This window comes from Kitasatospora sp. NRRL B-11411, assembly GCF_000721345.1.
Lineage (GTDB): Bacteria > Actinomycetota > Actinomycetes > Streptomycetales > Streptomycetaceae > Kitasatospora > Kitasatospora cineracea.
Map to the genome: position 1 here is coordinate 188411 of NZ_JOGH01000001.1, position 23277 is coordinate 211687.

Genomic DNA, 23277 nt, shown 5'->3' on the forward strand with positions numbered 1-23277 from the left:
ACAGGAGCACCAAGGCCCGGGGCCTCCAGCCGATCCGCCCGGACGCAATTCGGGCAGCCGCTGGAGTTCGGCCTGTCGTCTCCGGCGTACCGACCTCTCACGTGAGATAGAGCGAGCCAATACGCACAACAGCGGCCAACCTTACCGGGCCGGCGGGGTGGAATCCAAACCGGCCCGGCGGGACGGGCTCCGGTTCAGCGGTCCCGGACGACCCGGGTCTCGTCCCAGACCGGCTCCGGGGCCTCGTAGACCCGGCCGTCCGAGCCGAACACCAGGAAGCGGTCGAAGCTGCGGGCGAACCAGCGGTCGTGGGTGACGCACAGCACGGTGCCGTCGAACGCCTCCAGGCCCTGCTGCAGCGCCTCGGCGCTCTCCAGGTCCAGGTTGTCGGTCGGCTCGTCGAGCAGCAGCGCGGTCGAGCCGGACAGTTCCAGCTTGAGGATCATCAGCCGGGCCTGCTGGCCGCCGGAGAGCGACTCGAACTTCTGCTCCTCCTGCCGGTCCAGCTCGTAGCGGCGCAGCGCGGACATCGCCGCGCCGCGGGAGAGCGCGTGCTCCTCCTCGACGATCGAGCGCACCGTGCGGCCGAGCAGTTCGGGGTGGGCGTGGGTCTGCCGGAAGTGCCCCGGCACGACCCGGGCGCCGAGCTTCCACTCGCCGCCGTGCTTCACCGTGTCGTCGCCGGCCAGCAGCCGCAGGAAGTGCGACTTGCCGGAGCCGTTGGAGCCCAGCACCGCGACCCGCTCGCCGTAGAAGACCTCCAGGTCGAAGGGCTTCATCAGACCGGACAGCTCCAGGCCCTGCATGGTGAAGGCCCGCACGCCGGTGCGGCCGCCCTTGAGCCGCATGGTGATCGACTGCTCGCGCGGCGGCGCCTCGGGCGGGCCGGCGTCCTCGAACTTCTTCAGCCTGGTCTGCGCGGCGGCGTACCGGGAGGCCATCTCGTGGCTGACCGCGGCGGCCTGACGGAGCGTCAGCACCAGCTTCTTCAGCTTGGCGTGCTCCTCGTCCCAGCGGCGGCGCAGTTCCTCGAAGCGCTCGAAGCGGGCCTTGCGGGCCTCGTGGAAGGTGTCGAAGCCGCCGCCGTGCACCCAGACGCTGGAGCCGGTCGCGCCGGACTCCACCGCGATGATCTTCTCGGCGGTGCGGGAGAGCAGCTCGCGGTCGTGCGAGATGTACAGCACGGTCTTGTTGGTGGCCTTGATGGCCTCCTCCAGCCAGCGCTTGCCCGGCACGTCCAGGTAGTTGTCCGGCTCGTCGAGCAGCAGCACCTCGTCCGGGCCGCGCAGCAGCGCCTCCAGCACCAGCCGCTTCTGCTCGCCGCCGGAGAGGGTGTTCAGGCCGCGCCACTGGGCCCGCTCGAACGGCATGCCGAGCGCGGCCGTCGTGCAGACGTCCCAGTCGGCCTCGTACTCGTAGCCGCCGGCGTCCGACCAGTCGGAGAGCGCCTGGGCGTAGGCCATCTGCGACTTCTCGTCGTCCTGGGCGATCATCGCCAGCTCCGCGGCGTCCACCGCGCGGGCCGCGTCGGCGATCCGCTTCGGGGCGACGGAGACCAGCAGGTCGCGCACCGAGGCGTCGGCGGGCAGCGCGCCCGGGGCGTCCTCGGCGCTCTCCCGGCCGGTGGTGCCGACGAACTGCCGCATCACGCCCAGCCCGCCGGTGACCGTCACCGAGCCGCCGTGCGGCTGGGTGTCCCCCGCGATCATGCGCAGCAGCGTGGTCTTGCCCGCGCCGTTGGCGCCGACCAGCGCGACGGCCGCGCCCTCGCCGACCCGGAAGGACGCGTCGTCGAACAGCACCCGCCCGTCCGGCAGGTAGTACTCAAGGTGCGAAATCTCGACGTGTCCCATGCCTTCGGATTGTGCCAAGGCGCGCGCCGCCGACCAAACCCTTTACCTGCCGGGAGCACCCGCGGGGGCCGGCTCCCCCAGCGTCCGCAGCCGCCGCGAGATCCGGTTGCGCTCGGCGAGCAGGTCGTCGGCCGGGTAGCCGACCTCCTCCAGCGTCAGCCCGTGCGGCCGGATCACGTTGACCGCCGAGTTGCGCACCCCGCCCGCCAGCACCTCGCCCGGGAACTCCACCGGCCGGTGCCCGTCGCCGACCAGCAGCATCGCCCCGACCAGCGCGCGCACCATGTTGTGGCAGAACGCGTCCGCCCGCACGGTGGCCACCGCCAGCGAGCCCTCCTGGGCCGCGTACGGGTCGATCGGCACCCGGTCCCAGTGCAGTTCCAGCAGGGTGCGGATGGTGGTGGCGCCCTCGCGCTTCTTGCAGTACGCGGCGAAGTCGTGCTCGCCGACCAGCAGCGCCGCCGCCTCGTTCATCTTCGCCAGGTCGAGCGGCCGGTCGTGCCACAGCACGTGCCCGCGCAGCAGCGGGTCGACCCCGCCGGGGTGGTCGGCCACCCGGTACGCGTAGCGCCGCCAGACCGCCGCGAACCGGGCGTCGAAGCCGTGCGGCGCCTCGGAGACCCGGTACACCCGGACGTCGGCGGGCAGCCGCCCGGCCAGCCGGCGCAGCAGCTTGGCGCCGTGCTGGGCCCACAGCGCGTCCGGCAGGTCGACGTGCGCGACCTGGCCGCGGGCGTGCACCCCGGCGTCGGTGCGGCCGGCCACGGTCAGCGGGAAGTTCTCCTCGCTGCGCAGCACGATCCGCAGCGCGTCCTCCAACTCGCCCTGCACGGTGCGCCGTTCGCGCTGCCGGGCCCAGCCGGAGAACTCCGCGCCGTGGTAGGCGAGGTCCAGCCGGATCCGGGTGTGTCCGTCCGCCGGGCCGTCCTTCACCGGCGGCAGCTCCGCGCAGTCGTTCACCACTCCAACTCCCCTGTCTCACTGCTGGGATGCGAACGGGCCCGCTCCCCCGACGAGCGGGAGGGCGGGCCCGGACGAAGACTACGCGGAGGCTCAGGCCTCGGTGGTCTCGGCGGCCTCGTCGGCCTTCGCCTCGGCGGCCTGGTCGGCCTCCTTGACGGCGCGCTTGGCGGCGGCCTCGGCCTCGGCGACGGTCGCCTTGGTGGCGATCTCGCCCTCGACCAGCTCGATCACGGCCATCGGGGCGTTGTCGCCGCGACGGCTGCCGATCTTGGTGATGCGGGTGTAGCCGCCGGGACGGTTCTCGAACCGCGGGGCGATCTCGGTGAAGAGGGTGTGCAGCACCGACACGTCGGTGATGGTCTTGCGCACCAGGCGACGGTTGTGGATGTCGCCCTTCTTCGCCTTGGTGATCAGCTTCTCCGCCAGCGGGCGCAGGCGACGGGCCTTGGCCTCGGTGGTGGTGATGCGGCCGTACTGGAACAGCTCGCGGGCCAGGCCGGCCAGCAGGAGCGGCTCGTGGGACGGGCCGCCGCCGAGACGGGCACCCTTGGTGGGACGGGGCATGGTTACTCCTCGTATCTCCGACTACGGCCGTACCAGGTACCGCAGCGGGCGTGCGGACACTGTGCCCGCACGACTTTTCATGGCCCCGGGGGCGATCCACTGGGAACCGCCCCCGGCGTCAAGACTTCAGGGAACTCAGTACTGCTCGGTCTCCGCGTAGCCCTGGTCGTCCAGGTCGTCGGCGCCGAAGGCGTCGGCGGCGGCGGTCGGGTCGAACCCGGGCGGGCTGTCCTTGAGGGCCAGGCCCATGCCGGCCAGCTTCGCCTTGACCTCGTCGATCGACTTCGCACCGAAGTTGCGGATGTCGAGCAGGTCGGCCTCCGAGCGGGCGACGAGCTCACCCACGGTGTGGATGCCCTCGCGCTTGAGGCAGTTGTAGGAGCGGACGGTGAGTTCCAGCTCCTCGATCGGCAGCGCCAGGTCCGCGGCCAGGGCGGCGTCCGTCGGGGACGGGCCCATGTCGATGCCCTCGGCGTCGACGTTCAGCTCGCGGGCCAGGCCGAACAGCTCGACCAGGGTCTTGCCGGCCGAGGCCATCGCGTCGCGCGGACGCATGGCCGGCTTGGTCTCGACGTCGACGATCAGCTTGTCGAAGTCGGTGCGCTGCTCGACACGGGTCGCCTCGACCTTGTAGGTGACCTTGAGCACCGGGCTGTAGATGGAGTCGACCGGGATGCGGCCGATCTCCTGGCCCGAGGCCTTGTTCTGCACGGCGGAGACGTAGCCGCGACCGCGCTCGACGGTCAGCTCCATCTCCAGCTTGCCCTTGCCGTTCAGCGTGGCGAGGACCAGCTCGGGGTTGTGCACCTCGACACCGGCCGGGGGCGCGATGTCGGCGGCGGTGACCACACCCGGGCCCTGCTTGCGCAGGTACATCACGACCGGCTCGTCGTGCTCCGAGGAGACGACCAGCTGCTTGATGTTCAGGATGAGGTCGGTGACGTCCTCCTTGACGCCCGGCACGGTGGTGAACTCGTGCAGGACGCCGTCGATCCGGATGCTGGTGACGGCGGCACCCGGGATCGAGGAGAGGAGCGTGCGGCGGAGCGAGTTGCCGAGGGTGTAGCCGAAGCCCGGCTCCAGCGGCTCGATCACGAACCGCGAGCGGAACTCGTCGACGACCTCTTCGGTCAGCGAAGGACGCTGAGCGATCAGCATGTTCTGGATCCTCCAGTTGTCTTCGGCACCCACTATTTGATGCCGATAGAACTCAAGCGTACGGGCTCCCGCGACAAACGGGAGCCCGTACGAGGTTTAAAACACCGGCCGCCTGGTGACCCCAGGCGTCGCGTCAGACGCGGCGGCGCTTCGGCGGACGGCAGCCGTTGTGCGGGGTGGGGGTGACGTCCTGGATCGAGCCGACCTCCAGGCCGGTGGCCTGGAGCGAGCGGATCGCGGTCTCACGGCCGGAGCCCGGACCCTTGACGAAGACGTCGACCTTGCGCATGCCGTGCTCCTGCGCGCGACGGGCAGCGGCCTCGGCGGCCATCTGCGCGGCGAACGGGGTGGACTTGCGCGAGCCCTTGAAGCCGACGTGGCCGGCAGAGGCCCAGGAGATCACGTTGCCCGAGGGGTCGGTGATCGAAACGATGGTGTTGTTGAACGTGCTCTTGATGTGGGCGTGCCCGTGAGCGACGTTCTTCTTCTCCTTGCGGCGGATCTTCTTCGCGCCGGCAGCCTGACGACCCTTGGGGGGCATAAGTCTGTTCTCCTACTGAGGTGGTCGGTCCGCTGACCCGCGGGCCGGAGGGATGTCCGGTGACGGGACGGACTACTTCTTGCCCGGCTTCTTCTTGCCGGCGATCGCGCGACGCGGGCCCTTGCGGGTACGCGCGTTGGTGTGGGTGCGCTGGCCGCGGACGGGCAGACCGCGACGGTGGCGCAGGCCCTCGTAGCAGCCGATCTCGACCTTGCGGCGGATGTCGGCGGCGACCTGGCGGCGGAGGTCACCCTCGACCTCGAAGTTCGCGTCCACGAACTTCTGCAGCTTGACGAGGTCGTCCTCGCTGATGTCGCGCACGCGGATGTCACCGCTCACGCCGGTCTCGGCGAGGGCCAGCTGGGCGCGGGTCTTGCCGATGCCGTAGACGTAGGTGAGGGCGATCTCGATCCGCTTCTCGCGGGGGAGATCAACGCCGGAAAGGCGTGCCATTCAAGGCTCCTGTGGTTCTTCTCAGAGGTCTGACGTGCCGCCTACTCGCTGTCTCTCGACAGGGAGCCCCGGCCTCTGACCGGGGGTGGCAGTCCGTCCGGGACGGACGGATCGGGCGGCCCGCTTATGACGTTGGTGCGCGTCGCGCGAAGGTCCTACGAGAAATGCTGGGGGGTGGATCAGCCCTGGCGCTGCTTGTGGCGCAGGTTGTCGCAGATCACCATGACCCGGCCGTGGCGGCGGATCACCTTGCACTTGTCGCAGATCTTCTTGACGCTCGGCTTGACCTTCATGATTCAGGTTCTCCGGGGTCTAGATCTGGCGGTTGTTACTTGTAGCGGTAGACGATCCGGCCGCGGGTCAGGTCGTAGGGGCTGAGCTCCACCACGACCCGGTCATCCGGGAGGATGCGGATGTAGTGCATGCGCATCTTGCCGCTGATGTGCGCGAGGACCTTGTGACCGTTCTGCAGCTCGACCTTGAACATCGCGTTCGGAAGAGACTCGATCACGGTGCCCTCGATCTCAATGGCGCCTTGCTTCTTAGCCATGAACTGCGAGATCCACCCTTCGGGTCCGGCTACCGTATGCGGAACGCTCGTGCGAACCAGGCTTCACCTCTGCCACGGGGGATTCCCCTGGGCTGAGGGCGTGCGGGAACACGCTACGAGAGAGCCGACGCACCATCGTAAACCAAGCACCGCACCGGAGCGAAATCAGCTCGGCGCGGTGCCGGGGCTCAGTACTTCGCGGCGACCTGCACCGGGACGACCGGCTGCACCACGGCGGTGCAGGCCGAGCAGCGGCGGGCGGCCTCGGGGATCTCGGTCAGGCACTCGGGGCAGGGGCGCTTGGGCACCGAGGGCTTCTTCGGCATGTACCGGGCGGTGGCCTTGGAGACCGGCAGCACCACGCAGAAGTACAGCACCGCGGCGGTCAGCACGAACGCGATCAGCACGTTCAGGAACTGGCCGTACGGGAAGTGCACGCCGGCCACCGAGAAGGTGTAGGCGCTGAAGTCGCCGGCCGCGCCGACCACCACGCCGACCACCGGGGTGAGGAAGGCGGTGACGAAACCGGTCACCACGCCGGTGAACGCGGCACCGATGACCACACCGACGGCCATGTCGATGACGTTGCCGCGCATCATGAAGTCGCGGAAGCCCTTGAGCACTGTCTCTCCCCTGGGGTTGCTGCGGGTGTCAGCTGATGAAAATAGGACAAGGGGCCCGGAGGTCCAAACCCCCGGGCCCCGATCCGCCCGCAGTGAGAGAAGTGCCTCAGATCATCCGGTTCAGCCCAGCGGGTCCGGCGCCGCGGTGACGCCCAGCTTGGCCAGCTCGGCCCGGCCCCCGTCGAAGGCGGTCAGCACCAGCGGGCCCTGCTCGGTGACGGCCACCGAGTGCTCCCAGTGCGAGGCCCAGGTGCCGTCGGTGGTGACGACCGTCCAGTCGTCCTCCAGCACCGCGGTGTGCGGGGTGCCGAGCGAGACCATCGGCTCGATCGCCAGCACGGTGCCCGGGACCAGCTTCATGCCCTTGCCGCGGCCGGCCACGTAGTTCAGCACGTGCGGCTCCATGTGCATCGCGGTGCCGATGCCGTGGCCGCCGTAGCCCTCGGTGATGCCCCACTTGCCCTTCGGCGGCAGCGGCTGGCGGCGGACGAAGCCCTCGATCGCCCGGGAGACGTCGACCAGCCGGTTGCCCTTCTTCATCTGGGCGATGCCGGCCCACATCGAGCCCTCGGTGACCTTCGACAGCATCACGTTCTCGGCGGCGGTCTCACCGACCGCGACGGTGATCGCCGCGTCGCCGTGCCAGCCGTCCAGGATCGCGCCGCAGTCGATCGAGATCAGGTCGCCGGCCTTCAGCACCCGCTCGCCGGGGATGCCGTGCACGACCTCCTCGTTCACCGAGGCGCAGATCACCCCCGGGAACCACAGACCGCCGTGGTCGGCGCGGAAGTTGGAGGTGGCGCCGTGCTTGGCGATGACCGCGTCGGCGATGTCGTTCAGCTCGCCGGTGGTCACCCCCGGGGCGACCGCCTCGCGGGCGGCCTTCAGCGCCTCGGCGACGACCAGCCCGGCCGCCCGCATCTTGGCGATCTGCTCGGGGGTCTTGATCTCCACCATCTGGTCAACGCCTTCCACGTTCTGATTTCGGACTGCCCTCCACCGTACGACGCACGAGACGGCCGGGGCGCCCGCTTCGGGGCGACCCGGCCGTCTCACGACGCGTCGTGGCGTCAGGCGTTCTTGTTCTGCTCCAGGGCGGCGACCGCGCGCTCGGTCACCTCGTCCACCTTGCCGAGGGCGGAGATGGTGACCAGCAGGCCCTGCGCCTGGTAGTAGCCGATGATCGGCTCGGTCTTGGAGTGGTACTCCTCCAGGCGGACCCGGACGGCCTCCTCGGTGTCGTCCGAGCGCTGGTACAGCTCGCCGCCGCACTCGTCGCAGACGCCCTCGACCTTCGGCGGGTTGTACACCACGTGAAACACGTGGGCGCCGTCGTTGCGGCACAGCCGGCGACCGGCGATCCGCTTGACGACCTCGTCCTCGGGGACCTCAAGGTCCAGCACGCCGTCCAGCGCGATCCCGTTCTCGGCCAGGATGGCGTCCAGCGCCTCCGCCTGGCCCAGGTTGCGCGGGAAGCCGTCCAGCAGGAAGCCGCCTGCGGCGTCCGGCTGGAGCATGCGGTCCTTGGCCATCCCGATGGTGACCTCGTCGGGCACCAGGCGCCCGGCGTCCATGTAGGACTTCGCCTCGACACCCAGCGGGGTGCCCTGGCTGATGTTGGCACGGAACAGGTCACCGGTGGAGATGTGGGGAATGGACAGGGTCTTGGCCAGAACGTGCGCCTGAGTACCCTTCCCGGCCCCGGGGGGTCCGACGAGGACGATTCGCATCAGCGGAGGAACCCTTCGTAATTGCGCTGCTGGAGTTGGCTCTCGATCTGCTTCACAGTTTCGAGTCCGACGCCGACGACGATGAGCACGGAGGTGCCGCCGAACGGGAAGTTGGTCTGCTGTCCGAAGGCGACCAGGGCGACCATCGGGATCAACGCGATGAGGCCCAGGTAGAGGGAACCCGGCCACGTGATGCGGGTGAGCACGTAGTTCAGGTACTCGGCCGTCGGCCGGCCGGCCCGGATGCCCGGGATGAAGCCACCATACTTCTTCATGTTGTCGGCAACTTCTTCGGGGTTGAAGGAGATGGCGACGTAGAAGAAGGCGAAGAAGACGATCAGCACGAAGTAGGTCGCCATGTAGACCGGGTGGTCGCCCTTGACGAAGTGGTTCCGGATCCAGATCGCCCAGCTCGCCTGCGAGTTGGTCAGCTGCACCACCAGCGCCGGGATGTACAGCAGCGAGGAGGCGAAGATGACCGGGATGACGCCGGCCTGGTTGACCTTCAGCGGGATGTAGGTCGAGGTGCCGCCGAAGGACCGGCGGCCCACCATCCGCTTCGCGTACTGCACCGGGATCCGGCGCTGGGCCTGCTCGACGAAGATGACCAGGCAGACCACGATGATGCCGACCGCGATGACCGAGGCGAACTCGCCCCAGCCGTCCAGCAGCTTGCCGGACTCCTTGATCGCCCACATCGAGCCGGGGAAGCCCGCCGCGATCGAGGTGAAGATCAGGATCGACATGCCGTTGCCGATGCCGCGGTCGGTGATCAGCTCACCCAGCCACATGATGACGGTGGTGCCGGCGGTCATGATGATGACCATGGTGGCGATCCGGAAGATCGACTGGTTCGGCACGATGTTGCCGCCCTCGGGGCAGCCCGAGAACAGCGCACCGCTGGACGCGGTCGCCAGGATGCCGGTGCCCTGCAGCACCGCGAGGGCGATGGTCAGGTAGCGGGTGTACTGGGTGATCTTCGCGGTGCCGGCCTGCCCCTCCTTCTTCAGGGCCTCCAGCCGCGGGATGACCACGGTGAGCAGCTGCAGGATGATGCTGGCCGTGATGTACGGCATGATGCCGAGCGCGAAGATGGTCAGCTGCAGCAGCGCGTTGCCGCTGAACAGGTTGACCAGCCCGAACAGGCCTTCCTTCTGCCCGTTGACGCACGCGTGGACGGCCTGGAAGTTGATTCCGGGCATGGGGACGTGGGCGCCCAGCCGGAACAGCACCATGATGCCCAGCGTGAACAGCAGCTTCTTGCGCAGGTCGGGCGTCTGGAACGCCCGCGCGAACGCACTGAGCACGGTGCCTCCTGCGCCTCCCGCGCGTCGTCGGCGGAAGGGTCGGTCCTGATGTGGGGAAAGGGAACTTCACGGACTCTAACAGTGCCCGGGGGCCGGAAAGAAGCGCGTGCGGCCGCTCCCCCACTCATGGGGTACGGCTTGCCCGGGTTTGACACACAAATAGAGCGTGTGCAAGGGGTGCCAACGGCACCGGGCCCCGGCCCCCCTTTCACAAGAGGGGCTCGGGGCCCGGTGTCTGTCCGTGCGTCAGATCGATCGCGTCAGAGCAGTTCGGTGACCGAACCGCCGGCCGCGGTGATCTTCTCGGCGGCGGAGCCGGAGACGGCGTCGACCGTCACCTGCAGCGCCACCGCGATGTCGCCCTGGCCGAGGACCTTGACGAGCTCGTTCTTGCGAACGGCGCCCTTCGCGATCAGGTCGGCCACGGTGACCTCGCCACCGTTCGGGTAGAGCTCGGCCAGGCGGTCCAGGTTCACGACCTGGAACTGCTTGTGGGCCGGGTTCTTGAAGCCCTTCAGCTTCGGCAGGCGCATGTGGAGGGGCATCTGGCCACCCTCGAAGCGCTGCGGAACCTGGTAGCGGGCCTTGGTGCCCTTGGTACCACGACCTGCAGTCTTGCCCTTGGAGCCCTCACCGCGACCAACACGGATCTTGTCCTTCTTGGCACCCGGGGCGGGCTTCAGGTTGTGGAGCTTGATCGGCGAGTCCGACATGATCAGTCCACCTCCTCGACCGTGACGAGGTGGCGAACGGTGTGGACCATGCCGCGGATCTCCGGGCGGTCCTCCTTCACCACGGTGTCGTTCAGCCGCTTCAGGCCGAGCGAACGGAGGGTGTCACGGTGGTTCTGCTTGCTACCGATGTACGACTTGGTCTGGGTGACCTTCAGGCGAGCCATCAGGCGCTCACCCCAGCCGCACGGGCCCGGAGCAGCGCGGCCGGGGCCACGTCCTCCAGGGGCAGGCCACGACGGGCGGCGATCTCCTCGGGGCGCACGAGGCCCTTCAGAGCGGCCACGGTGGCGTGCACGATGTTGATCGCGTTGTCCGAGCCGAGCGACTTCGACAGGATGTCGTGAACGCCGGCGCACTCCAGGACGGCACGCACCGGGCCACCGGCGATAACACCGGTACCGGGGGACGCCGGCTTCAGCAGCACGACGCCGGCGGCCTTCTCGCCCTGGATCGGGTGCGGGATGGTGCCCTGGATACGGGGGACCTTGAAGAAGTTCTTCTTGGCCTCCTCAACGCCCTTGGCGATGGCGGCCGGAACCTCCTTCGCCTTGCCGTAACCGACACCCACGGTGCCGTCACCGTCGCCCACCACGACCAGCGCGGTGAAGCTGAAACGACGACCACCCTTGACAACCTTGGCGACACGGTTGATCGCGACGACGCGCTCGACGTAAGCGGTCTTCTCGGCGACCGGGGCGCCGCCCCGCTCGTCACGCTTACGGTCGCGCCGCTCGCCACCGGTGCCGCCGCCGGCGCCGCTACCGCGGCGCTGGGGTCCAGCCATTGGAATTACCTCTCTCGTTTACGTCCGCCGACAGAGTCGACGAGCGGCTTAGAAGTCGAGCCCGGACTCGCGGGCCGCGTCCGCCAGGGCGGCGATGCGGCCGGCGTACCGGTTGCCCGCGCGGTCGAAGACGACCGACTCGACGCCGGCGGCCTTGGCGCGCTCGGCGACCAGGCTTCCGACCTTCTTGGCCAGCTCGGTCTTGTCGCCCTCGGTGCCCTTGATGGACACGTCGAGGGTGGACGCCGACGCCAGGGTGTGACCCTTGGCGTCGTCGATGACCTGGGCGACCATGTGGCGGTTCGAACGCGTCACGACGAGGCGCGGACGCACCTCGGTGCCGACGACGCGCTTGCGAACGCGAATGGCGCGGCGCTTGCGGGCGGCGTTCTTGTAGGCGTTGCCCTTGCCGATCTTGACAGAGACGCTCATCGCTTACTTACCACTCTTTCCGACCTTGCGGCGGATGACCTCGCCCGCGTACTTGACGCCCTTGGCCTTGTACGGGTCGGGCTTGCGCAGCTTGCGGATCTTGGCGGCGATCTCGCCGACCTTCTGCTTGTCGGTGCCGTCCACGTGGAACTTGGTGGGCGTCTCGACGACGAAGGTGATCCCCTCCGGCGCGGTGACCAGGATCGGGTGGCTGTAGCCCAGCGCGAACTCCATGTCGGAGCCCTTCGCCGTGACTCGGTAGCCGACGCCGCTGATCTCCAGCGACTTGCGGTAGCCCGCGGTCACGCCGGTGATCATGTTCGCCACCAGCGTGCGCGACAGGCCGTGCAGGGCCTTCGACTGACGCTCGTCGTTCGGGCGGGTGACGACCAGAGTGCCGTCCTCGCCCTTGCCGATCTCGATCGGCGCGGCGACGACGTGGGTGAGGGTGCCCTTGGGGCCCTTCACCGAGACCGTCTGGCCGTCGATGGTGACGTCCACACCAGCGGGAACCTGGATGGGCAGCCGTCCAATGCGCGACATTGCTGTACCTCCGTTTCCCGAATTACCAGACGTAGGCGAGAACTTCTCCGCCTACGCCCTTCTTGGCGGCCTGCTTGTCGGTCAGGAGGCCGGAGGACGTGGAGATGATCGCCACGCCCAGGCCGCCGAGCACCTTCGGCAGGTTGGTGGACTTTGCGTACACACGCAGACCCGGCTTGCTGATGCGCTTGATGCCGGCGATGGAACGCTCGCGGTTGGGGCCGAACTTGAGCTCGATGGTCAGCTTCTTGCCGACCTCGCCCTCGACGGGCTCCTCAACCTTGTAGGAGGAGATGTACCCCTCCTGCTGCAGGATCTCGGCGACGTGCGCCTTGATCTTGCTGGCCGGCATCGCCACGGAGTCGTGGTACGCCGAGTTCGCGTTACGCAGACGCGTGAGCATGTCTGCGATGGGGTCGGTCATGGTCATGGTGGCCTCAGGCCTCTCCCGCCGTGGTTTCTCCGCGCCAGGTCCCCCTCCGCGCACTCGGTGGAGTGCGAAAGGGGCACAAGCGCAGGGGACCTGCGACGTAGTAAGACTGGGTGTCGCGAGCCCTCTCAGGAAGGCCGCGGGTCGCCCGGAGGGGACGCCGCAGCAGGGGCCCGACCCCAACACCTTACGGGATCCCTCGCGGGAACCCAAAAGCGTCGAGGTCGGGCACACTGCTCGCTGATGTCAGAACTTCCGGTAAGGACTTACCAGGAGCTCTTGGTCACGCCCGGCAGCTCGCCGCGGTGCGCCATCTCACGGAGGCACACACGGCACAGGCCGAACTTGCGGTACACCGAGTGCGGACGGCCGCAGCGCTGGCACCGGGTGTACGCCCGGACGCCGAACTTCGGCTTGCGCTCGGACTTAGCGATCAGGGCCTTCTTCGCCATGGCTCACGCCTCCTTGAACGGGAAGCCCAGAGCGCGCAGCAGCGCCCGGCCCTCATCGTCGGTCTGAGCGGTGGTCACGACGGTGATGTCCATACCGCGCTGACGGTCGACCTTGTCCTGGTCGATCTCGTGGAACATGACCTGCTCGGTCAGACCGAAGGTGTAGTTGCCACGGCCGTCGAACTGCTTGGGCGAGAGGCCGCGGAAGTCACGGATGCGCGGCAGGGCCAGCGACACCAGACGGTCCACGAACTCCCACATGCGGTCACCACGGAGGGTGACGTGGGCACCGATCGGCTGGCCCTCGCGCAGCTTGAACTGCGCGATGGACTTGCGGGCCTTGGTGACGGCCGGCTTCTGACCGGTGATCGCGGTCAGGTCCTTGATGGCACCCTCGATCAGCTTGCTGTCACGGGCGGCCTCGCCGACACCCATGTTGACCACGACCTTGACCAGGCCGGGGATCAGCATGACGTTCTCGTACGAGAACTGCTCGTGCAGCTGACCCTTGACCTCGGAGAGGTACTTCTCCTTGAGGCGGGGGGTCACCTTCTCAACAGTCGTCTCAGACATCAGATGTCCTCACCGGTCCGCTTGGCAACGCGGATCTTGTTGCCCTGGTCGTCAAAGCGGTAGCCGACGCGGGTGACGACCTTCTTGCCGTCCTTCTCCACGACCAGCTGGACGTTGGAGACGTGCACCGGGGCCTCGACGGTCACGATGCCACCCTGCGTGCCGGGGCCCGGCTTGGTGTGCTTCTTGACCCGGTTGACACCCTCGACCAGGACCTTGTTGTCAGCGGGGATGGCCTGGATGACCTTGCCCTGCTTGCCCTTGTCCTTGCCGGTGATGACCTGGACCAGGTCACCCTTCTTGATCTTCATGCTGTTCGCCATGGGTTAGAGCACCTCCGGCGCCAGCGAGATGATCTTCATGAACTTCTTGTCGCGCAGCTCGCGGCCCACCGGGCCGAAGATGCGGGTACCGCGGGGGTCGCCATCGGTGTTCTTGAGAACCACGGCGGCGTTCTCGTCGAAGCGGATGTACGAACCGTCCGGACGGCGGCGCTCCTTGACGGTGCGAACGACGACGCACTTGACGACGTCGCCCTTCTTCACCGAACCGCCGGGGATCGCGTCCTTGACGGTGGCGACGATGACGTCCCCGATACCGGCGTAGCGGCGACCGGAGCCACCGAGAACGCGGATGCAGAGAATCTCCTTGGCACCCGTGTTGTCGGCGACGCGCAGTCGCGACTCCTGCTGGATCACAGCTTTCTCCTGATCGTCAACAAGTGTTGACGGGCCGGCCGCTGCTCACACCCGCGCCCCTGGGGGCCCGGTGCACATACGGCCGTACCGCGAACAACCTTGTTACTTGGCCTTCTCGAGGATCTCGACGACGCGCCAGCGCTTCGTCGCGGACAGCGGCCGGGTCTCCATCAGGAGGACACGGTCGCCGACACCGCACGCGTTCTGCTCGTCGTGCGCCTTCAGCTTGTTGGTACGGCGGATGACCTTGCCGTACAGCGCGTGCTTGACGCGGTCCTCGACGGCGACGACGACGGTCTTGTCCATCTTGTCGCTGACGACGAGACCCTCACGGGTCTTGCGGAAACCGCGCGTCTCGTTGGTGTTCTCAGTCATCAGGCGTTCTCCACCGTCTCGATGCCCAGCTCGCGCTCGCGCATCAGGGTGTAGATCCGCGCGATGTCCTTACGGACCAGCCGGAGCCGTCCGTGGTTGTCGAGCTGCCCGGTCGCCGCCTGGAAGCGGAGGTTGAACAGCTCCTCCTTGGCCTCGCGGAGCTTGGCAACGAGGGCCTCGTTGTCCAGTTCCCGAAGCTCAGCAGCCTTGGTAGCGGCCGACATCAGCTCTCACCGTCCTCGCGCCGAACGATCCGGCACTTCATCGGAAGCTTGTGCGCGGCACGCGTGAGCGCCTCGCGGGCAATCTTCTCGTTCGGGTACGACAGTTCGAACATGACCCGACCCGGGTGCACGTTCGCGATCCACCACTCCGGCGAACCCTTACCGGAACCCATGCGGGTCTCGGCCGGCTTCTTGGTGAGCGGGCGGTCCGGGTAGATGTTGATCCAGACCTTGCCGCCACGACGGATGTGACGGGTGATCGCGATACGAGCGGACTCGATCTGACGGTTCGTCACGTAGGCCGGGGTCACGGCCTGGATGCCGAACTGGCCGAACGCCAGCTCGGTGCCACCCTTGGCAGCGCCGCGGCGCTTCGGGTGGTGCTGCTTGCGGTGCTTGACCCGACGGGGGATCAGCATTGCGGTCAGGCCTCCGTTCCGGTGTTCTCGGCAGCCGGAGCCTCGACCGCGGCCTGGGCCGCGGGGGCCTCGGCAGCAGCGGCGGGACGACGGCCGCGGCCGCCGCGCTCGCCACCACGGCCACCGCGCTCGCCACCGCGGGCGGGACGACCGCCCTCGGGACGGGCCGGGCGGTTGCCGGAGCGGGCGGCGGCGTTCTCAGCGCGGACCTCGGCGATGTTCTTGACGTCGCCCTTGTAGATCCAGACCTTCACGCCGATGCGGCCGAAGGTGGTCTTGGCCTCGAAGAAGCCGTAGTCGACGTTCGCGCGCAGGGTGTGCAGCGGCACACGGCCCTCGCGGTAGAACTCCGAACGGCTCATCTCGGCGCCGCCGAGACGACCGGAGCACTGGACCTTGATGCCCTTGGCGCCGGCCTTCATGGTCGACTGCATGCTCTTGCGCATGGCGCGACGGAAGGAGACGCGGGAGGACAGCTGCTCCGCGACGCCCTGGGCCACGAGCTGGGCGTCCATCTCGGGGTTGCGGACCTCGAGGATGTTCAGCTGGACCTGCTTGCCGGTCAGCTTCTCCAGCTTGCCGCGGATCTTGTCGGCCTCCGTGCCACGGCGGCCGATCACGATGCCCGGACGAGCGGTGTGGATGTCCACGCGGACGCGGTCACGGGTGCGCTCGATCTCCACCTTCGAGATGCCGGCGCGCTCCATGCCCTGCGTCATGAGACGCCGGATGGCGACGTCTTCCTTGACGTAGTCCTTGTACAGCTTGTCGGCGTACCAACGGGACTTGAAGTCCGTGCTGATGCCGAGGCGGAACCCGTGCGGGTTAACCTTCTGGCCCATTACCGGGTCCCTTCCTTGCTGCTGACGACCACGGTGATGTGGCTGGTCCGCTTGCGGATCCGGTAGGCACGGCCCTGGGCGCGCGGACGGAACCGCTTCAGGGTCGGACCCTCGTCAACGTACGCCTCGGAGATGTAGAGGTCGTCCACGTTGGAGTGGTTGTAGTTGTGCGCGGCGTTGGCGATGGCGCTGTTGAGCACCTTGCCGACCGGCACGGTGGCGGCCTGCGGAGCGAAACGCAGGACCGCCTGGGCCTCCGTGGCCTGCAGGCCACGGATGAGGTCCACCACGCGGCGGGCCTTCATGGGCGTGACGCGGATGTACCGCGCCTGGGCCCTGGCTTCCATGGTTGTCCCCTTAATGGAGTAAGTCACTTTGTCGTTCTGGCGCTACAGCTCGCGGAGCGAATCGCCCCAAAGGCGGAGCCGCTAATCAGATACTTAGCGACGCTTCGACTTGCGGTCTTCCTTCACGTGCCCCTTGAAGGTGCGCGTGGGAGCGAACTCGCCGAGCTTGTGGCCGACCATCGACTCGGTGACGAACACCGGGACGTGCTTGCGGCCATCGTGAACCGCGATCGTGTGGCCCAGCATGGCCGGGGAGATCACGGAACGACGGGACCAGGTCTTGATGACGTTCTGCGTGCCCGCCTCGTTCTGCACGTCCACCTTCTTCTGAAGGTGGTCGTCGATGAAGGGGCCCTTCTTGAGACTGCGCGGCATCTGACCTGCTCCTAGCGCTTCTTGTTGGTCTTGCGGCGGCGCACGATGAGGGAGTCCGACGCCTTGTTCGGGCGACGGGTGCGGCCCTCGGGCTTGCCCCACGGCGAGACCGGGTGGCGACCACCGGAGGTCTTACCCTCACCACCACCGTGCGGGTGGTCGATCGGGTTCATGGCCACACCACGCACGGTCGGGCGGACGCCCTTCCAGCGCATACGGCCGGCCTTGCCCCAGTTGATGTTCGACTGCTCGGCGTTGCCGACCTCGCCGACGGTCGCGCGGCAGCGCGCGTCCACCAGGCGGATCTCACCGGAGGGCATGCGCAGGTGCGCCATGCGGCCCTCACGGGCGAGCAGCTGAATGCCGGAACCCGCGGAACGGGCCAGCTTGGCGCCACCGCCGGGACGGAGCTCCACCGCGTGGATGGTGGTACCGACCGGGATGTTGCGCAGCGGCAGGTTGTTGCCCGGCTTGATGTCGGCGCCAGCGCCGTTCTCGATCCGGTCACCCTGCGCGACGCCGCGGGGGGCGATGATGTAGCGCTTCTCGCCGTCCGCGTAGTGCAGGAGCGCGATGCGCGCGGTGCGGTTCGGGTCGTACTCGATGTGAGCGACCTTGGCCGGCACGCCGTCCTTGTCGTGACGACGGAAGTCGATCAGACGGTAGGCGCGCTTGTGACCGCCACCCTGGTGGCGAGCGGTGACACGACCGGCGTTGTTACGGCCGCCCTTGCTGTGCAGCGGGCGAACCAGCGACTTCTCCGGCGTGGACCGCGTGATTTCGACGAAGTCGGCCACGCTGGAGCCGCGACGGCCCGGCGTAGTCGGCTTGTACTTGCGGATACCCATTTCTGTCCTCGTCCTTTACGACGATCGCAGTCCCTGACCCGAGGGTCAGGCGACCGGACCACCGAAGATGTCGATGCGGTTGCCCTCGGCCAGCGTCACGATCGCGCGCTTGGTGTCCTTGCGCTTGCCGAAACCGGTGCGGGAGCGCTTGCGCTTGCCCTGGCGGTTCAGCGTGTTCACGGCCTCGACCTTGACCGAGAAGACCGACTCGACGGCCTGCTTGATCTGGGTCTTGTTGGCACCGGGAGCCACGACGAACGTGTACTTGTTCTCGTCGAGGAGCGAGTAGCTCTTCTCCGAGATGACCGGCTTGATCAGGACGTCACGGGGGTCCGTGAACGTCTTGGAGGTGATCTCGCTCATCAGGCGGCAGTCCCTTCGAGCTCGCCCTCAGCAGCAACGGCCTTGGCGGACGCGGCCGGACCGGCCACGAAACGCTCGAAGGCGGCCTGGGTGAAGACCACATCGTCGGAGACGAGCACGTCGTAGGTGTTCAGCTGGCCGGCGTCCAGGATGTGCACGTTCGGCAGGTTGCGAGCGGACAGGATGCCCAGCTCGTCCTCGCGCTCGACCACCAGGAGGAGGTTCTTGCGCTCGGAGATCTTGCCGAACAGGACCTTGGCGGCCTTGGTCGACGGAGCCTCGGTCGCGGTCACGCCGGTGACGACGTGGATGCGCTCGTGACGAGCCCGGTCGGTGAGCGCGCTGCGCAGGGCGGCGGCGATCATCTTCTTCGGGGTGCGCTGCGAGTAGTCGCGCGGCACGGGACCGTGCACGACGCCACCACCGGCGAACTGCGGGGCGCGGGTCGAGCCCTGGCGGGCGCGGCCGGTGCCCTTCTGGCGGTACGGCTTCTTGCCGCCACCGCGGACCTCGCCACGACGCTTGACCTTGTGGGTGCCCTGGCGAGCCGCGGCGAGCTGCGCCACGACGACCTGGTGCATCAGCGGGACGCTGACCTTGGCGTCGAAGATCTCGGCGGGCAGCTCCAGGCTGCCGGCCTTGTCGCCGGCCGGCGACAGGATGTCAATGGTGCTCATATCCTTCACAGCCCCTTCGCCGCGGTGCGGACGAGGACGAGGCCGCCGTTCGGACCCGGGATCGCGCCCTTGATGAGCAGCAGACCCTTCTCCGCGTCGACCGCGTGCACGGTCAGGTTCTGGGTGGTCACGCGCTCGTGGCCCATCCGACCCGCCATGCGCATGCCCTTGAACACACGACCCGGGGTGGCGCAGCCACCGATGGAGCCGGGCGAACGGTGCTTGCGCTGGGTGCCGTGACCGGCGCCGAGGCCCTTGAAGTTGTGACGCTTCATGACACCGGCGAAGCCCTTGCCCTTGGAGGTGCCGGTCACGTCGACCTTGACACCCGCCTCGAACAGCTCGGCGGTGATCTCCTGGCCCAGGGTGTACTCGGACGCGTCCGCGGTACGGAGCTCGACCAGGTGGCGGCGGGGGGTGACACCGGCCTTGGCGAAGTGGCCCTGGAGGGGCTTGTTCACCTTGCGGGGGTCGATCTCGCCGAAGCCGATCTGGACGGCGTCGTAGCCGGCCGGGCTGTCGGCGGTGTGGACCTGGGTCACGACATTCGGCCCGGCCTTGACGACGGTCACCGGGACGACCCGGTTGTTCTCGTCCCAGACCTGGGTCATGCCGAGCTTCTCGCCCAGGATGCCCTTAATCTGCTTAGCCATCTTCGGTGCGCCTCTCAGAGCTTGATCTCGATGTCGACGCCCGCCGGCAGGTCGAGACGCATCAGCGAGTCAACCGTCTTCGGCGTGGGGTCGAGGATGTCGATCAGACGCTTGTGAGTGCGCATCTCGAAGTGCTCGCGCGAGTCCTTGTACTTGTGCGGCGAGCGGATGACGCAGTAAACGTTCTTCTCAGTGGGCAGCGGCACCGGGCCCGCGACCTGCGCACCAGTCCGGATCACCGTCTCGACGATCTTCTTCGCCGAGGAGTCGATGACCTCGTGGTCGTAGGCCTTGAGCCGGATGCGGATCTTCTGTCCCGCCATGGCTACTTCGTAGTCCTTTGTGTCGTACGTCGCTGCACGACTCCCCCTCCGACCCCCGCGCTCGGGCGTGTCGCCCTCGCGCTTGCAAAAAACCGGCGAAACATCTCGTCGGTTTCGAACTTCTGGGAGTTGGGGTGAGCCGGGCCGGTACCCCGCACACGCTTCCCGGAAGATTCCCGTACTTTCGCCCCGCAGCTGCCGCGGTGTCGCTTACACACCACTGCACCCACACACAGCACGTGGGCACATGAACGGCCATTCACGGGAACGACGAGTACATGGGACTCGCTTCCGGTCCTCCCGGCGGGAGGCGCGCAGCATCGGTACTCAACCGAGCAACCCGGACATCCTGCCACAGGAGGAGCGCGATACGCCAATCGGGGCCGGTGCGGCGTCGCCGCACCGGCCCCGATCGGGCGAGGGGTCCGTCACCAGGGGCGGTTGCGCCCGCACTGCAGCGGCCACTGCTCCTTGTCGGCGTTGCCGCAGAAGATCCGGAGGTCGTCCGGGCCGAAGGTGTACTCGGCCAGCTCCATGTTGATGTCGCTGCAGTCACCGCCCGCGTACTTCGGGCAGGTGCCGTTCTGCTGCTTGATGTGGTGCGCGCGCAGCGCGTCCAGGCCCATGTCCTCGACGCCGGCCTCGGTGGTCGGCATGTAGCGGTTGGCCGACCAGGAGGCGCCCATGGTGGCGAACAGCGCCAGCGCGCAGACCGCGCCGGCCACGCCCCGGGCCACCGCCTGCGGGGTGATCGCCCGGGCCGGGCGGACCGCCTCGCCGACCCCGCGCAGCCAGCCCACCGAGCGCTGGGAGGCCATCATCAGGCCGAACACGGCCAGGATGATCAGGGTGTACATGATGATCCAGGTGGTGCGCGGGTACAGCTGCACCGCCTGGTCGTGCTGCATGTGCGAGGCGAACCAGAACCGCAGCAGCCAGGAGCTGATCAGCGCGGCGGCGGCGGTGCGCACCGCGACGTTGCGCAGCCCGAGCGCCAGCGCCAGGCCGACCGCGGCCAGCAGCAGCAGGGTGAAGGCGCTCTGCCCGGCCAGCTCCCCGGTCTGCGGGTACACGTGGTAGTTGGCGTGGCCCTCGCGGTCCGAGACCCAGCCCATCACGTACGCCGGGTCGATGTACGTCATCACGTACGCGTACCGGTCCTTGGTGGTCGCCCCCAGCCGGACCATCTGGTACAGCAGCGGCGAGCCGACGACGCCGGCCGCCAGCAGGGTCACCCCGAGGTAGGTCAGCGCGGGGCGCAGCCGGGCCCGGCCGCCGCGCCACGGCACCAGGAACACGGCCAGTAGCATCACGCCGGGCGCGGCCCAGATGAACCAGCCCGAGTACCACAGGAACAGGATGCCGAAGGAGGCGCCGAACCCGGCCGCGCGCAGCAGCAGCGAGCGGGTGGAGAGGGTGGACGCCCGGTGCAGCTCGCGCAGGCAGCCGGCCAGCACCGGGATCATCACCAGCATGGTGATGTGGCTGTACGGGCGGATCGGGTCCATGAACAGGATCGCCGCGGGGGCCGCCAGCAGGACCGCCCAGAACGGGCGCAGCAGCAGCCGCCAGGCCAGGTAGGTGGCCGGGCCGGCCACCGCGGTGACCACCAGCTGGAGGTCCTTCATGGCGTAGCCGACCCCGGAGACGCCGTGGTGGAAGACCTTGGCGACCGCCGCGAGCGCGGCCGGGAACAGCGGCGGGTAGACGCCGGGCAGCAGTTTGTGCCCGGTCATCATGTTGTTCGCCATGCCCATCACGTTGCCCGGGTCGCCCTCCTGGCCGCCCAGGCCGAAGGGGGTGCCGTGCAGGGCGACCGCGATGCCGCCGGCCACCGCGCCGGTGGCCAGGCCGGCCACCGCGGCGCAGACCAGGCGCTGGACCAGCTGGTGGCGGCGCAGGCTGCCGCGGTAGGCGGTGTAGAGCAGCACCGCCAGCAGCGGCAGGCCGACCAGGGCGCCGTACTGCTGGACCTTGGCCAGGCCGCTGACCTGCCCGATCCGCTGCAGCGGGTTGACGCTGATGTGCATGCACAGCCGCAGGAAGAGCAGGGAGGCGCCGATGCTCACCACGAACTCGGCGGACCGCAGCTGCCAGGGTTTGAGGTCGTGCAGCCGGTCGCCGATCCGGCCCAGCCGGGAGTCGCGTCCGGGGGCGGCGGCCGCGGGGGCGGCCGGCTCGGTGGTCAGGTCTGTCATGCCGCTCACTGTCCAGTCAGGACGCGGCCGTTCCCGGCGCGTCGGGGGGCCAGGGCCTTGAGGTGCTTGGGCATCCGGCGGATCATCGCCAGCAGCAGGACCAGGCCGGCCCGGCCCAGGTAGACGGTGGCCTTGATCGGCGAGGCACTGGGGGTGCCGGTGGTCCGCTCGCGCATGGCGACCGGCACCTGGCGCACGACGAAGCCGCAGCGGGCGGCGCCGACCATGCTCTCGATGGTGTCGCCGAGGTACTCCACCGGGTACCACTGCGCGAAGAACTCGATCAGCTGCTTGTTCGAGGCGCGGAAGCCGGAGGTGGTGTCGGTCAGCTTGGTGCGGGTGATCCGGGAGAGCACCACGGACAGCAGGCTCATCGCCCACTTGCGGGGGCCGCGCACCGTGTAGTCGCCCTGGCCGGCGAAGCGGGCGCCGATCACCAGGTCGGCCTCCTTGAGCTTCTCCAGCATCACCGGGACGTACGCCGGGTCGTGCTGGCCGTCGGAGTCGACCTGGATGGCGACGTCGTAGCCGTGCAGGAAGGCGTACCGGTAGCCCAGCCGCATCGCGCCGCCGACGCCGAGGTTGTACGGGAGTTGGGCGACCGGGGAGCCGAACTCCGCGGCGACCGCGGAGGTGCGGTCGGTGGAGCCGTCGTCGACCACCAGGGTGTCCACGCCCGGGAGGGTCGTGCGGATCTCCTTGAGGACACCGGGGAGGCCGTCCTGCTCGTTCCAGGCGGGCAGGATGATGAGGACGCGCTTGCCGTCGATCATGAGTACACCTCGGTGTCGTCGGCGGTCTCCGCCTTGTTCTGCTTGCTGACCGGGTACCCGTGGTGCTCGACCAGGTGGGAGCGCAGCAGCGCGACCTCCTCGGCGAGGCTGCGGGTCTCGGCCTCCAGGCGGCTGGCCTCCCAGCTCAGGTGCAGGCAGACCAGCAGGACCATGACGAAGCCCGCGAAGAGCACCAGGCTGACGCCGGACGCGATGCCGACCCGGCGGGCGGTGGAGTCCAGCAGGTCGGGGAAGAAGCCGAGCGGGGCCACCGCGAGACCGATGGCCAGCCAGATCACCGCGTACTTCTCCCGCAGCTGCTGACGCCGCAGCAGCTCGAGGATGTACAGCAGCACCAGTACACCGGTGATGGAGGTGATGATCGTTAGTCGCACGACAAGATTCGCCTTTCAGCGGCGGTGGGCGCGGCGGTCGCAGCACGTTCTCCGTCGTGCCGTGCGAAACGTCCGAC

Annotated in this window: 36 protein-coding genes; all 36 read right to left on the bottom strand. The window is 68.5% G+C overall.

Features of this window, described 5'->3' with window-relative positions:
- Positions 1–194: 194 nt before the first annotated feature.
- On the bottom strand, positions 195–1853 hold the full coding sequence (locus tag IH44_RS0100860; RefSeq protein WP_030457401.1) for an ABC-F family ATP-binding cassette domain-containing protein: 1659 nt from the start codon (positions 1851–1853) through the stop codon (positions 195–197).
- Positions 1854–1895: 42 nt separating this feature from the next.
- On the bottom strand, positions 1896–2813 hold the full coding sequence (truA, locus tag IH44_RS0100865) for a tRNA pseudouridine(38-40) synthase TruA (protein ID WP_051816419.1): 918 nt from the start codon (positions 2811–2813) through the stop codon (positions 1896–1898).
- A gap of 93 nt (positions 2814–2906) precedes the next feature.
- Positions 2907–3380, bottom strand: a complete 474-nt coding sequence (gene rplQ, locus IH44_RS0100870) for a 50S ribosomal protein L17 (RefSeq protein WP_030457403.1) — start codon at positions 3378–3380, stop codon at positions 2907–2909.
- Positions 3381–3515: 135 nt separating this feature from the next.
- Positions 3516–4538, bottom strand: a complete 1023-nt coding sequence (locus IH44_RS0100875; RefSeq protein ID WP_030457404.1) for a DNA-directed RNA polymerase subunit alpha — start codon at positions 4536–4538, stop codon at positions 3516–3518.
- A gap of 133 nt (positions 4539–4671) precedes the next feature.
- A complete protein-coding gene (gene rpsK / locus IH44_RS0100880) occupies positions 4672–5079 on the bottom strand; it encodes a 30S ribosomal protein S11 (protein ID WP_014136257.1) in 408 nt (135 codons plus the stop codon).
- A gap of 72 nt (positions 5080–5151) precedes the next feature.
- Positions 5152–5532, bottom strand: coding sequence for a 30S ribosomal protein S13 (gene rpsM, locus IH44_RS0100885; RefSeq protein WP_014136258.1), 381 nt, complete (start codon positions 5530–5532; stop codon positions 5152–5154).
- Between the two features lie 179 nt (positions 5533–5711).
- Positions 5712–5825, bottom strand: coding sequence for a 50S ribosomal protein L36 (gene rpmJ, locus IH44_RS0100890; RefSeq protein WP_003956441.1), 114 nt, complete (start codon positions 5823–5825; stop codon positions 5712–5714).
- A 35-nt stretch (positions 5826–5860) separates the two neighbouring features.
- On the bottom strand, positions 5861–6082 hold the full coding sequence (infA, locus tag IH44_RS0100895) for a translation initiation factor IF-1 (RefSeq protein ID WP_003956442.1): 222 nt from the start codon (positions 6080–6082) through the stop codon (positions 5861–5863).
- Positions 6083–6270: 188 nt separating this feature from the next.
- Positions 6271–6705, bottom strand: coding sequence for a large conductance mechanosensitive channel protein MscL (mscL, locus tag IH44_RS0100900; protein ID WP_030457405.1), 435 nt, complete (start codon positions 6703–6705; stop codon positions 6271–6273).
- A gap of 120 nt (positions 6706–6825) precedes the next feature.
- Positions 6826–7662, bottom strand: coding sequence for a type I methionyl aminopeptidase (gene map / locus IH44_RS0100905; RefSeq protein ID WP_030457406.1), 837 nt, complete (start codon positions 7660–7662; stop codon positions 6826–6828).
- A 113-nt stretch (positions 7663–7775) separates the two neighbouring features.
- Positions 7776–8435, bottom strand: coding sequence for an adenylate kinase (locus IH44_RS0100910; RefSeq protein WP_030457407.1), 660 nt, complete (start codon positions 8433–8435; stop codon positions 7776–7778).
- Entirely contained in the window at positions 8435–9742 is a 1308-nt protein-coding gene (secY, locus tag IH44_RS0100915; protein WP_030457408.1) for a preprotein translocase subunit SecY, read from the bottom strand. The genes IH44_RS0100910 and secY overlap by 1 nt, the downstream gene beginning before the upstream one ends.
- A 260-nt stretch (positions 9743–10002) precedes the next feature.
- Positions 10003–10455: a 50S ribosomal protein L15 gene (rplO, locus tag IH44_RS0100920; RefSeq protein ID WP_030457409.1), complete on the bottom strand. Its 453-nt coding sequence runs from the start codon at positions 10453–10455 to the stop codon at positions 10003–10005.
- Between the two features lie 2 nt (positions 10456–10457).
- Positions 10458–10640 (bottom strand): 50S ribosomal protein L30, encoded by a 183-nt coding sequence (rpmD, locus tag IH44_RS0100925; protein ID WP_014136270.1) that lies wholly within the window; start codon positions 10638–10640, stop codon positions 10458–10460.
- On the bottom strand, positions 10640–11260 hold the full coding sequence (gene rpsE / locus IH44_RS0100930; protein WP_030457410.1) for a 30S ribosomal protein S5: 621 nt from the start codon (positions 11258–11260) through the stop codon (positions 10640–10642). Before rpsE ends, rpmD begins: the two co-directional genes overlap by 1 nt.
- A gap of 48 nt (positions 11261–11308) precedes the next feature.
- Positions 11309–11692, bottom strand: coding sequence for a 50S ribosomal protein L18 (gene rplR, locus IH44_RS0100935; RefSeq protein ID WP_014136272.1), 384 nt, complete (start codon positions 11690–11692; stop codon positions 11309–11311).
- A 3-nt stretch (positions 11693–11695) separates the two neighbouring features.
- Positions 11696–12235, bottom strand: coding sequence for a 50S ribosomal protein L6 (gene rplF / locus IH44_RS0100940; RefSeq protein WP_030457411.1), 540 nt, complete (start codon positions 12233–12235; stop codon positions 11696–11698).
- Positions 12236–12257: 22 nt separating this feature from the next.
- A complete protein-coding gene (rpsH, locus tag IH44_RS0100945) occupies positions 12258–12665 on the bottom strand; it encodes a 30S ribosomal protein S8 (protein WP_030055831.1) in 408 nt (135 codons plus the stop codon).
- Positions 12666–12931: 266 nt separating this feature from the next.
- Complete coding sequence (locus tag IH44_RS0100950; RefSeq protein WP_008747480.1) at positions 12932–13117, bottom strand: type Z 30S ribosomal protein S14; 186 nt, start codon at positions 13115–13117, stop codon at positions 12932–12934.
- A gap of 3 nt (positions 13118–13120) precedes the next feature.
- Positions 13121–13690, bottom strand: a complete 570-nt coding sequence (gene rplE / locus IH44_RS0100955) for a 50S ribosomal protein L5 (RefSeq protein WP_030457412.1) — start codon at positions 13688–13690, stop codon at positions 13121–13123.
- Entirely contained in the window at positions 13690–14001 is a 312-nt protein-coding gene (gene rplX, locus IH44_RS0100960; protein ID WP_030457413.1) for a 50S ribosomal protein L24, read from the bottom strand. Before rplX ends, rplE begins: the two co-directional genes overlap by 1 nt.
- A gap of 15 nt (positions 14002–14016) precedes the next feature.
- Positions 14017–14388: a 50S ribosomal protein L14 gene (gene rplN, locus IH44_RS0100965; protein WP_030300391.1), complete on the bottom strand. Its 372-nt coding sequence runs from the start codon at positions 14386–14388 to the stop codon at positions 14017–14019.
- 102 nt (positions 14389–14490) lie between these two features.
- Complete coding sequence (gene rpsQ, locus IH44_RS0100970; protein ID WP_014136278.1) at positions 14491–14763, bottom strand: 30S ribosomal protein S17; 273 nt, start codon at positions 14761–14763, stop codon at positions 14491–14493.
- Positions 14763–14987, bottom strand: a complete 225-nt coding sequence (gene rpmC / locus IH44_RS0100975) for a 50S ribosomal protein L29 (RefSeq protein WP_030457414.1) — start codon at positions 14985–14987, stop codon at positions 14763–14765. The genes rpsQ and rpmC overlap by 1 nt, the downstream gene beginning before the upstream one ends.
- Positions 14987–15406 (bottom strand): 50S ribosomal protein L16, encoded by a 420-nt coding sequence (gene rplP / locus IH44_RS0100980; RefSeq protein WP_030457415.1) that lies wholly within the window; start codon positions 15404–15406, stop codon positions 14987–14989. The genes rpmC and rplP overlap by 1 nt, the downstream gene beginning before the upstream one ends.
- A gap of 5 nt (positions 15407–15411) precedes the next feature.
- Positions 15412–16248, bottom strand: a complete 837-nt coding sequence (gene rpsC / locus IH44_RS0100985) for a 30S ribosomal protein S3 (protein ID WP_030457416.1) — start codon at positions 16246–16248, stop codon at positions 15412–15414.
- Complete coding sequence (rplV, locus tag IH44_RS0100990; protein WP_030457417.1) at positions 16248–16595, bottom strand: 50S ribosomal protein L22; 348 nt, start codon at positions 16593–16595, stop codon at positions 16248–16250. The genes rpsC and rplV overlap by 1 nt, the downstream gene beginning before the upstream one ends.
- Positions 16596–16688: 93 nt before the next feature.
- Complete coding sequence (gene rpsS, locus IH44_RS0100995; protein WP_014136283.1) at positions 16689–16970, bottom strand: 30S ribosomal protein S19; 282 nt, start codon at positions 16968–16970, stop codon at positions 16689–16691.
- A gap of 11 nt (positions 16971–16981) precedes the next feature.
- Complete coding sequence (gene rplB / locus IH44_RS0101000; RefSeq protein ID WP_030457418.1) at positions 16982–17818, bottom strand: 50S ribosomal protein L2; 837 nt, start codon at positions 17816–17818, stop codon at positions 16982–16984.
- Positions 17819–17863: 45 nt separating this feature from the next.
- Positions 17864–18181, bottom strand: coding sequence for a 50S ribosomal protein L23 (rplW, locus tag IH44_RS0101005; protein ID WP_030457419.1), 318 nt, complete (start codon positions 18179–18181; stop codon positions 17864–17866).
- A complete protein-coding gene (rplD, locus tag IH44_RS0101010) occupies positions 18181–18858 on the bottom strand; it encodes a 50S ribosomal protein L4 (protein WP_014136286.1) in 678 nt (225 codons plus the stop codon). The genes rplW and rplD overlap by 1 nt, the downstream gene beginning before the upstream one ends.
- 5 nt (positions 18859–18863) lie before the next feature.
- Positions 18864–19511 carry a 50S ribosomal protein L3 gene (gene rplC / locus IH44_RS0101015; RefSeq protein WP_014136287.1) on the bottom strand — a complete coding sequence of 216 codons (648 nt, stop codon included), beginning with the start codon at positions 19509–19511 and terminating at the stop codon, positions 18864–18866.
- 14 nt (positions 19512–19525) lie between these two features.
- Positions 19526–19834, bottom strand: a complete 309-nt coding sequence (gene rpsJ, locus IH44_RS0101020; RefSeq protein ID WP_012785157.1) for a 30S ribosomal protein S10 — start codon at positions 19832–19834, stop codon at positions 19526–19528.
- 428 nt (positions 19835–20262) lie between these two features.
- Positions 20263–22032, bottom strand: a complete 1770-nt coding sequence (locus tag IH44_RS0101025; protein WP_030457420.1) for a hypothetical protein — start codon at positions 22030–22032, stop codon at positions 20263–20265.
- 5 nt (positions 22033–22037) lie between these two features.
- A complete protein-coding gene (locus tag IH44_RS0101030; RefSeq protein WP_051816407.1) occupies positions 22038–22805 on the bottom strand; it encodes a glycosyltransferase family 2 protein in 768 nt (255 codons plus the stop codon).
- On the bottom strand, positions 22802–23200 hold the full coding sequence (locus IH44_RS0101035) for a DUF2304 domain-containing protein (protein ID WP_030457422.1): 399 nt from the start codon (positions 23198–23200) through the stop codon (positions 22802–22804). Before IH44_RS0101035 ends, IH44_RS0101030 begins: the two co-directional genes overlap by 4 nt.
- Positions 23201–23277 lie beyond the last annotated feature (77 nt).

What these genes read in the sequence shown, in the direction of transcription:
- rplP (WP_030457415.1), bottom strand. Translation starts at nt 15,406, where the DNA reads ATGCTGATCCCCCGTCGGGTCAAGCACCGCAAGCAGCACCACCCGAAG.
- rpmC (WP_030457414.1), bottom strand. Translation starts at nt 14,987, where the DNA reads ATGTCGGCCGCTACCAAGGCTGCTGAGCTTCGGGAACTGGACAACGAG.
- rplX (WP_030457413.1), bottom strand. Translation starts at nt 14,001, where the DNA reads ATGAAGATCAAGAAGGGTGACCTGGTCCAGGTCATCACCGGCAAGGAC.
- rplB (WP_030457418.1), bottom strand. Translation starts at nt 17,818, where the DNA reads ATGGGTATCCGCAAGTACAAGCCGACTACGCCGGGCCGTCGCGGCTCC.
- IH44_RS0100860 (WP_030457401.1), bottom strand. Translation starts at nt 1,853, where the DNA reads ATGGGACACGTCGAGATTTCGCACCTTGAGTACTACCTGCCGGACGGG.
- rplQ (WP_030457403.1), bottom strand. Translation starts at nt 3,380, where the DNA reads ATGCCCCGTCCCACCAAGGGTGCCCGTCTCGGCGGCGGCCCGTCCCAC.
- rplD (WP_014136286.1), bottom strand. Translation starts at nt 18,858, where the DNA reads ATGAGCACCATTGACATCCTGTCGCCGGCCGGCGACAAGGCCGGCAGC.
- IH44_RS0101025 (WP_030457420.1), bottom strand. Translation starts at nt 22,032, where the DNA reads ATGACAGACCTGACCACCGAGCCGGCCGCCCCCGCGGCCGCCGCCCCC.
- IH44_RS0100950 (WP_008747480.1), bottom strand. Translation starts at nt 13,117, where the DNA reads ATGGCGAAGAAGGCCCTGATCGCTAAGTCCGAGCGCAAGCCGAAGTTC.
- rpsQ (WP_014136278.1), bottom strand. Translation starts at nt 14,763, where the DNA reads ATGACTGAGAACACCAACGAGACGCGCGGTTTCCGCAAGACCCGTGAG.
- rplO (WP_030457409.1), bottom strand. Translation starts at nt 10,455, where the DNA reads ATGTCGGACTCGCCGATCAAGCTCCACAACCTGAAGCCCGCCCCGGGT.
- rpmJ (WP_003956441.1), bottom strand. Translation starts at nt 5,825, where the DNA reads ATGAAGGTCAAGCCGAGCGTCAAGAAGATCTGCGACAAGTGCAAGGTG.
- rplV (WP_030457417.1), bottom strand. Translation starts at nt 16,595, where the DNA reads ATGGAAGCCAGGGCCCAGGCGCGGTACATCCGCGTCACGCCCATGAAG.
- rpsE (WP_030457410.1), bottom strand. Translation starts at nt 11,260, where the DNA reads ATGGCTGGACCCCAGCGCCGCGGTAGCGGCGCCGGCGGCGGCACCGGT.
- rplW (WP_030457419.1), bottom strand. Translation starts at nt 18,181, where the DNA reads ATGAGCGAGATCACCTCCAAGACGTTCACGGACCCCCGTGACGTCCTG.
- rpsM (WP_014136258.1), bottom strand. Translation starts at nt 5,532, where the DNA reads ATGGCACGCCTTTCCGGCGTTGATCTCCCCCGCGAGAAGCGGATCGAG.
- infA (WP_003956442.1), bottom strand. Translation starts at nt 6,082, where the DNA reads ATGGCTAAGAAGCAAGGCGCCATTGAGATCGAGGGCACCGTGATCGAG.
- rplC (WP_014136287.1), bottom strand. Translation starts at nt 19,511, where the DNA reads ATGGCTAAGCAGATTAAGGGCATCCTGGGCGAGAAGCTCGGCATGACC.
- rplE (WP_030457412.1), bottom strand. Translation starts at nt 13,690, where the DNA reads ATGTCTGAGACGACTGTTGAGAAGGTGACCCCCCGCCTCAAGGAGAAG.
- rpsK (WP_014136257.1), bottom strand. Translation starts at nt 5,079, where the DNA reads ATGCCCCCCAAGGGTCGTCAGGCTGCCGGCGCGAAGAAGATCCGCCGC.
- IH44_RS0101030 (WP_051816407.1), bottom strand. Translation starts at nt 22,805, where the DNA reads ATGATCGACGGCAAGCGCGTCCTCATCATCCTGCCCGCCTGGAACGAG.
- rpsS (WP_014136283.1), bottom strand. Translation starts at nt 16,970, where the DNA reads ATGCCGCGCAGTCTCAAGAAGGGCCCCTTCATCGACGACCACCTTCAG.
- rpsH (WP_030055831.1), bottom strand. Translation starts at nt 12,665, where the DNA reads ATGACCATGACCGACCCCATCGCAGACATGCTCACGCGTCTGCGTAAC.
- map (WP_030457406.1), bottom strand. Translation starts at nt 7,662, where the DNA reads ATGGTGGAGATCAAGACCCCCGAGCAGATCGCCAAGATGCGGGCGGCC.
- IH44_RS0100910 (WP_030457407.1), bottom strand. Translation starts at nt 8,435, where the DNA reads ATGCGAATCGTCCTCGTCGGACCCCCCGGGGCCGGGAAGGGTACTCAG.
- IH44_RS0100875 (WP_030457404.1), bottom strand. Translation starts at nt 4,538, where the DNA reads ATGCTGATCGCTCAGCGTCCTTCGCTGACCGAAGAGGTCGTCGACGAG.
- rpsJ (WP_012785157.1), bottom strand. Translation starts at nt 19,834, where the DNA reads ATGGCGGGACAGAAGATCCGCATCCGGCTCAAGGCCTACGACCACGAG.
- rplR (WP_014136272.1), bottom strand. Translation starts at nt 11,692, where the DNA reads ATGAGCGTCTCTGTCAAGATCGGCAAGGGCAACGCCTACAAGAACGCC.
- rpsC (WP_030457416.1), bottom strand. Translation starts at nt 16,248, where the DNA reads ATGGGCCAGAAGGTTAACCCGCACGGGTTCCGCCTCGGCATCAGCACG.
- rplF (WP_030457411.1), bottom strand. Translation starts at nt 12,235, where the DNA reads ATGTCGCGCATTGGACGGCTGCCCATCCAGGTTCCCGCTGGTGTGGAC.
- rpmD (WP_014136270.1), bottom strand. Translation starts at nt 10,640, where the DNA reads ATGGCTCGCCTGAAGGTCACCCAGACCAAGTCGTACATCGGTAGCAAG.